Consider the following 7,769-nt stretch of genomic DNA (forward strand, 5'->3'; position numbering starts at 1 on the left):
ACCTGACCTGCCTGTTTCACCCACGCGGAACAGGATGAAAAGGGTTCACTGAACCTTTTTCATCCTGTCCCGCAGGGGTGAAAAGGTCTGGTCAGGGATGGTGACATGGCGAAGCCCCTCGTCGTTGGCGTGGTGATCTCACTCATCACGCGGTCGGCCGAGGGGCTTCGTTGGTTCCGTATCCTGCCATGCTCGATGTCCGGTACGAGCTGGTCGAGTATGTCTCCTGGCTGGTCTACGCCCGAAGGCGTGAACTCAAGTCGCCCTGGAGACGGCTCGGTTGCTTCAAGCAGGCTCTGCTCGCGCTGGCTCACCTGCGCAAGAACGAGACTCTCCCGGACCTGGCGGCAGGGTTCGGTGTCTCCACGGCGACGGCCCGGCGGTACGCATCCGAGACGGCGGAAGGCCTGGCCGCGTGGGCTCCAGGTCTGCATGAGGCTCTGGTGGGCCTGGGCGAGGGCGATTTCGTCATCGTCGACGGCACCCTCATCCCCACCGACCGCATCGCAGCCGACGAGCCCTACTACTCGCAGAAGCACAAGAAGCACGGCATGAACGTCCAGGTCATCGCCCGCCCGGATGGGACCCCGCTGTGGTTCTCCCGCGCGCTGCCGGGACGAACGCACGACCCGCCCACGGCGTCGTCCAGGCCTGCCTCACCCGCCAGATCCTCATCCTGGCCGACCGCGCCTGCCAAGGCGCTGGCGCCACCGTCCGCACCCCTTGCTACGGGCACCGCGAACTCCCCGGCCACTACCAGAGGTTCAACCGCGTCCACGCCAGACTGCCAGCCCCCGGCGAACGTGCCTTCGCCCGGCTGAAGTCCTGGCGAATCTTCCGCCGGGCCCGATGCTCCACCAACCGGATCGGAACCAGCGTCGCCACTGACCACGCCCTCCTGACCAGCGACTATCCAAGATGAAAACGGTTCACTGACTACCGCGCCCAGGACGGCGGGCTGGACTCCGGCCGGTACTGGCGCGACGCCGAGGCCGCCCGCCCGGCCTGGAGCCACGCCGGGATGCGACCGGACCCGATCGCCATCTCGCTGGCCCGCCTCGGCTCCGCCTGGGGCGCCGCCGTCACCCCGGCCACCATCGTCGGCCGACCGGTCTTCGGCGGCACCCTGCGCGAGATCAACATCGGCGCCCTGGTCCACTATGACGACCTGAACCGCGAGTTCCCCACCGGCCTGTTCGACCAGGAGGTGCTCGCCCAGCTCGCCTTCAACACCTGGGTCGCCGTCCCGGTCACCGGCGGCGCGACCACCGTGTGGCGCCACCGCTGGGAGCCCGCCGACGAGCAGCACCGGCAGGCGTACGGCTACCGCCCCGAGACCGTCGAGCGCTGCCAGCGCGTCGATCTGACCCCGCGGCTCGGCGACGGGCTGCTGTTCAACGCGGCGAACTTCCACGCCGTCGAGCCGAACCCCACCGGCCGCCGGATCGCCTTCGCCTTCTTCCTCGGCCTGACCACCACCGACCAGCTCATCGCCTGGTCGTGACCATCTCATCGCAGGAGCAACGAAGTGCACCAGCTCACGTACGGCGACATCAAGGCCGCCACCGACCGCATCGCCGGACGCACCCGCCCCGTCGCCCTGGCCCAGGTCGACCCGGGCGCGATCCGCACCGCCCACCGCGATGCGGTGGACGAAAGGCCCGAGCAGCCCTGTGAGGTGTGGCTGGCCATGGAGTTCATGCAGCACACCGGCTCGTTCAAGGCCCGCGGCGCGCAGAACTTCATCCAGGCCCACCGCGACGCGAACACCCTCCCGGAGGCCGGGGTGACCATCGCGTCGGGCGGCAACGCCGGGCTGGCCTGCGCCTGGGCCGCTCAGCAGCAGGGCGTACGGGCCACGGTCTTCCTGCCCGCGACCGCGCCAGCAGTGAAGGTGGCCAAGCTCCGCGGCTACGGCGCCGAGGTCCGCCTGGTCGGCTCCGAGTACGCCGAGGCGCTCGCCGCGTGCGAGGAGTTCGCCGCCGCCACCGGCGCGCTCGCCTCGCACGCCTACGACCACCCGCTGATCGCTGCCGGGGCCGGCACCCTGCTGGAGGAGATCCACGCTCAGATCCCCGGCCTGGACACCGTGGTGGTCGCGGTCGGCGGCGGCGGGCTGTTCGCCGGCGTGGCCACGGCCGCCCAGCACCACGGCATCCGCACCGTCGCCGTGGAGCCGGAGAACTGCCGCGCGCTGAACGCCGCGATCGAAGCCGGCCGCCTGGTCGATGTCCCGGTCGACTCGATCGCCGCCGACTCCCTCGGCGCCCGCCGCACCTCCGCCATGGCCCTGCACGCCGCCCAGCAGGACGGCGTGCACTCGGTGCTGGTGCCGGACGGCGAGATCGTCCGCGCCCGCCAGGCGCTGTGGGACCACCGCAAGGTGGCCGTCGAGCACGGCGCCGCTACCGCCCTGGCCGCGCTGACCGCCCCCGACCAGCGCATCCCGGGCCGGGATCTGCCGACCCGCCCCGCCACCGCGAGCCGCAGCTACCGGCCAGGCAGCGGCGAGAAGGTCTGCGTGGTGCTCTGCGGGGCCAACACCGATCCGGCTGACCTGGTACACCGGTCCACCGAGCACTGACCGCAAGCCCGAAGGGGGCAGCCGAGCGGATGTCCGCTCGGCTGCCCCCTTCGTCATCCCGGTCGGCCACCGGGGCGATCAGCACCACAGCTCGGCATCGCCCTCGGGTTCCTCCGCCTCCCGTTCGTCCTGGTCGGTCCAGGTGCCGAACGGTCCGATCTTGTGCACGCTCGGTCAGTGACCAGTAGCTGTACGGTCCGCAGGTGTTGAGAAAAGGAGCCTGGTCAGTCCACTACACCTCGCGGGACTTGCCGCAGGTGGAGACTCAGCCCTGGCACCTGCGGATTTGCCCGGACGCGTGGGAGCTGTGGCTCGATGACCTGGGCATTCCCGATGGGACGCCGTACCTATTGTCCCCGTCCTTCGTCTACGACGCGAATCTGAACTCGTACTTCCATCGGGTGGAGTTCCTGGAGGGGCCACACAATAGTCAGCTCAACCGGGCGTCGGCCCTGTGTCGGCACGTGAACTTCCTGCACCTGAGCCGGGGCGGGAAGGACTGGCGGGATGCGGCCGAGGACGACCACGTGGCCTACCACTACTGGCGGCGGCGTGATCCGGGCGGGCCGCGCGTCGACGGGGACACGTGGAGCCAGGAGGTCTCGCACCTGCAGCAGTTCTACGTCTACGCCAAGGGCCAGTCGTGGGTGCCGGGGGTGCCGATCCCGCAGCGGCCGCGGCGTGACGGTAGCAGCGACCGGAAGAAGGGCAGGCGGAAGCAGTCCGAGGCGGGCGGCAACGCCGACACGGTGCCGGCCACGTACTCCCACGATGCGGGCGGCGAGGTCATCGAGTGGCTGCCCGCGCTGTCCTACCGCCGCTGGCGGGACGTGGGTGTCCTCGGCTACGACCGGGAGGGCTTGCCCCGGGACAACTTCCGTGGCCGGTGGGCGCCGCGCAACGGGGCTTTCACCGACTCCACAGTCCGCACCGGCCTGCGGCTGGAAGAGCAGGCCAGCCGCCTCACCACGGAGGTCCCGACCGGCCCGGGCCCAGCCGGGTACAGCCGGTTCTGGCTGCCCGCAGCGATCGCGAAGCGAAACCAGGACCGCTGGGTCTACGAGCCGGCCTCGGTCCGCCGGGACTTGACGGCCTACGCGGCCGAGGACCGGCGGTGGGTCGTCGAGGAGGCCCGCGACGCAGGCCGCTACCGGAAGATCCGCCGACCGATCGTGATCTTCGATCCTCAGAGGCCGCACCTGGCTCAGTACACGAGCGGCATCAACCGCGGCGAGAAAGTTGATGTCCGGCTGCTGGGGCCGCGTGAGCGTCGGCGGCTGCTGATCGACACCGAACAGGGCCTGGAGCCCGCGATGTTCTGGCTCGGCGAGAGCGGGATGCCGCTGACCTTGTCGGCCTGGAAGGACATGTTCACCACCGCCAACCAGCGGTGCGAAGAGCAGGGCCTGGACCTCTTTGCCCACGCCCACCTGCTAAGACACACATTTGCCGTCATCACCCTCGAACAGCTCCAACGCGGGCACATCGTCGCACTCGGCAACATGGACCCTGCCCAGCGACTGCACTACCAGCGGATCTTCGGCGATCCCATGGACTGGGTCCGCCGCAGACTCGGACACGCCTCGCAGCTGTCGACTCTGGTCTATCTGCACGCCCTGCAGGAACTGGAGATGGAGACCCGGATGGCGCTGGTCCCTGACACCTGGGAGGACCCGCGCGACACGGCGGTGTCCGAGCTCGGACAGGAGACGCCCCCTTCGGATCTGCCTCGGGAGGCGGCGTGACCCGGAGGGGCCGCGGCAGCACGGGCCCGGGGAGGCCCTCAGTCCTGCCACGCGCGGGTTACGAGGCTCCGGCCCCGGTCCGTGAGGACTCCTCAGGGAGCCTGGTGGTCGACTTCCACGGTGATGACGGGCGCCGCCGCACCTTCGATGTCGGCCAGTTGCCGATGCCCAGCTGGCACCCCCTGCTTGCCGAGGCCCTTGCCTTGAGGATCGGCCCCAGTGGCAGCGTCCGCGCGCTGTCGGGCGCGAAGGACTCCTTCAGGGCCTTGAAGCGCTGGACCCGCTTCCTCAATTCGGCGGTGCCGAGGCCGGAGACCCCTGACCAGCTTGTCCGGTCCCATGTCGATGCGTTCCACGCCCGTGTTGACGTCTCGGAGCGGTCGAAGTACGTCGACATGAAGGAACTGCGGCGGCTGTTCGCCGACGAGCATCTGAAAGGCCGACTGCCCGCCGACGCGGCTGACGCCTTCAGACGCCGGCTTGTCAGGCCTGCAGAGGCGGTCGGCGGGTACTCGCGCGGCGAGTTGGAGCGTCTGACGGCCGCGGCCAGAGCGGACGCCGCCCGGATCGCCCGTCGCATCCGCGCCGGCGAAGAACTCGTACGCCGCTGGCAGGCCGACCCGGACCAGATGGATCCCCAGGGACGAGCCCTGGGCGAGGTCCTGGCGACTGTGGCAGCCACCGGGGTGGTGCCCCGCGGGAGCCGTGCCCACCGGCGGGCGGAACTCGCGTCGCACCTGTTCCTGAGGTGGAAGGATCTCGCGCCCCTGATGGTCCTGCTGGCCCTCGTCACCGAACGCAACGGCGAAACGCTCAAGGAACTTCCCGCACGGCACCGGGTGTTGGAAGGCCGGGCCGTCGAACTCGTCGTCGTCAAACGGCGTCACGGGGCACAGCGCTGGTTCGAGACCGTGACCTGGGAAATCGGCCCCAAGGAACGTGAACTCCACACACCCGGTGGCCTCTATCTCCTCGTGCTGGAGCTGACCGCCCGCAGCCGCGCACTCTGCGGCTCGACCGCGGCTTTCTCGTTCTGGCACAACGACTTCCAGGCAGCCGACGGCCGGGACGAGCACTGGGCACCGTTCGAGCTCGACCTGACCTACGGCACCAACATCGAGATGTCCACCTGGGCTGCCACAAGATCCAAACCGGTGCTCACCGATCCGCGTCTGGCCGCGCACGGTCAAAAAGCCACGGCCGGGAACCAGGAGGAAGAGAGCATCCCCGTCCCGCTGAAGGTCACCTTCAACCAGATCAAGACCAGTGTTGACGCCCGCCGCGTCAAGGAGCTGGGCGGCCACCTGCCGTCCGCCGCGAAGAGCAACACGGCCCAGACGCTGTTCACGAACTACCTGAAGCCGGACGAGTCCACCCGCGAGTGGGCCGAGGAGGTGATCTCCAAGGCGCTTGCCGACGCTGAGAAGGCGGCCTGGGACGCCCACGCGGCCGCCGTTCAACGCCGCGGCAGCCCAAAGGTGATCACTGACACCGCCGAGGCCGGCCTCGCCCCGCAGACAGCCCGCGAACTCGCCGACGGCGGCCTGGACACCGCCTGGGCAGCCTGCGAGGACCACGATCACCACCCGGAGACCGGAACCGCATGCGGTGACTCCTTCCTCGCCTGCTTCCACTGCGGCAACTGCCTGATCACCCGGACCCACCTGCCCCGCCTGCTGGCCCTCCTGGACACCTTGGGGACGTTGCGTCAGCGCATGACCGAGGACGCCTGGTGGGAGCGATACGGCCCGGCATGGGTGGCCATCCGGCGCGACATCCTCGCCAAGTTCACCGAGGCCGAAGTTGCCCGGGCCCGCAAGCAACAGTTGCCCGACGCCCTCCTCGATCTCGTCGAAGCACCCTGGGAACAGCCATGAGCATCGCTACCTTCTCGTCCGCGCCCGCGTCCGTCATTCTGGAGGACCCGTACGTCCTGCGCGGACGACGCCTGCGGCCCGGTGTCCGGCTGGAGGAGACGTCGCGCTACAGCGAGGATGTCTGGCGGTTGAAAGCCGCCCAGCTCAAACAGCACGAAGACGCGCTGAGCTTGTACTTCACCGCGCTTCCCCGCCGGTTCCGCCCGGCCGCGAAGCGCCTGTTCTACAGCCTGCTCTCTCTGGAGCCGCCGCCCGGTGAGGACGCGCCGGGCATCGGCACCGTCAAGGACGTCTTCAAGGAGATCAAGCGCTTCCTGACGTGGCTCGACCAGCGGTGGCCTCCCGACCGGCACGAGCTGTCGGCCCTGTCTCCCCAGGATCTCCAGGACTACAGCCGGCACCTCGTCGCCCTCCTTCCCGGCCAGCAGCAGCGCACTCGGGCCCGAGCACATCTGCGCCGACTGTGGCGCTGGCGCGGTCATCTCGGATGTGACGCACTGGTATTCGACCCCCGACGCCTCGACGGCTGGGGTGAAACGACGCAGCGGCGGGGCGGCGAGAACCAGACCGACCGGCTTCCCGAGGGCGTACTCGGCCCCTTGCTGGTCTGGGCACTTCGGTTCGTCGACGACTTCGCACCAGACATCCTCGAAGCCGACCGCAAGTGGCGCGACAGTCGCGGATTTCGTCCACCTCGAAGCCCCGGCCGCAGCCAGGTGGAGGCGAGGCTCCAGCGACTCATCGACGAGCATGCCGCCGCCGGGCGACCCCTGCCGGGCTATGAGGGAAAGCCCAACTTCGCCCACCTCGCGCTCCTGCTCAACTGCGACCGCGATTCCGTCATGAAGTACCGCGAAGCGGTCGCCACCGCAGCGCGGATCGTGGGGGTCACGGACAGCATGTTCCTCAGCAGCGGCGACGTCCGCGGACGGCTGGACGGGGCACCGTGGATCGAGGCGATCGCGACGCATCGCACGTCGCCGCACAGCCTGGCCCGGCTCGCACGTCACCTGCAGACGGCGTGCTACATCGTGATCGCGTTCCTCAGCGGCATAAGGGACTCCGAGGTCAAGCACATCCGGCGCGGATGCCTTCAGATCAAGCGTGACGAGGACGGCCGCCCTTACCGCTGGAAGCTCGCCAGCCTCGCCTTCAAGGGTGAAGACGATGAAGCTGGCGTCCCGGCAACCTGGACCGTCGGGGAACCCGTCGCCCGAGCGATCAAGGTACTCGAACTCCTACACCTACCGGCCCAGGACTACCTCTTCGGCTATCTGACCCAGGGCTCGGCAGCCTCCAAGGACTGCCACAAGGCTCTGTCCAGCAAGGCGACGAACGAGCAGCTCAACAAGTTCGCGGCCTTCGTGAACGACCTCTGCGTCCGCACGGGCCGCGCGGACTCCATCGACGCCGGGCGGGACCGCCGAATCCGGCTCCGGACACGGCACTTCAGGCGCACATTGGCGTGGTTCATTGCGCGGCACCCTGGTGGTGTCATCGCTGGGGCCCTGCAATACCGGCACCACAGCATCCAGACTCGACTTTCGGGGTTTTCGTGGGCCT

General features: G+C 69.3%; 4 protein-coding genes and 2 pseudogenes. All 6 read left to right on the top strand.

From position 1 onward, the window contains the following. The first annotated feature begins 129 nt into the window (after nucleotides 1-129). Nucleotides 130-922 (top strand): annotated as a pseudogene (locus tag ACLHRZ_RS35970) (transposase family protein). Nucleotides 923-1,021: 99 nt separating this feature from the next. Next, nucleotides 1,022-1,504: a hypothetical protein gene (locus ACLHRZ_RS35975; RefSeq protein ID WP_490422817.1), complete on the top strand. Its 483-nt coding sequence runs from the start codon at nucleotides 1,022-1,024 to the stop codon at nucleotides 1,502-1,504. Nucleotides 1,505-1,528: 24 nt separating this feature from the next. Beyond that, on the top strand, nucleotides 1,529-2,584 hold the full coding sequence (locus ACLHRZ_RS35980) for a threonine/serine dehydratase (RefSeq protein WP_490422818.1): 1,056 nt from the start codon (nucleotides 1,529-1,531) through the stop codon (nucleotides 2,582-2,584). 464 nt (nucleotides 2,585-3,048) lie between these two features. Then, a complete protein-coding gene (locus ACLHRZ_RS35985; protein WP_490422819.1) occupies nucleotides 3,049-4,329 on the top strand; it encodes a tyrosine-type recombinase/integrase in 1,281 nt (426 codons plus the stop codon). Nucleotides 4,330-4,433: 104 nt separating this feature from the next. Further along, nucleotides 4,434-6,206, top strand: a complete 1,773-nt coding sequence (locus tag ACLHRZ_RS35990) for a hypothetical protein (RefSeq protein WP_490422820.1) — start codon at nucleotides 4,434-4,436, stop codon at nucleotides 6,204-6,206. Then, nucleotides 6,203-7,769: pseudogene (locus ACLHRZ_RS35995) on the top strand (hypothetical protein); the annotation flags it as partial. The gene ACLHRZ_RS35990 and the pseudogene ACLHRZ_RS35995, both read left to right, overlap by 4 nt.

This window comes from Streptomyces sp. AM25 (genome assembly GCF_058146165.1).

Excerpts from the sequence above, each read along its gene's own strand:
- ACLHRZ_RS35975 (WP_490422817.1), top strand. The coding sequence starts at position 1,022 with ATGCGACCGGACCCGATCGCCATCTCGCTGGCCCGCCTCGGCTCCGCC.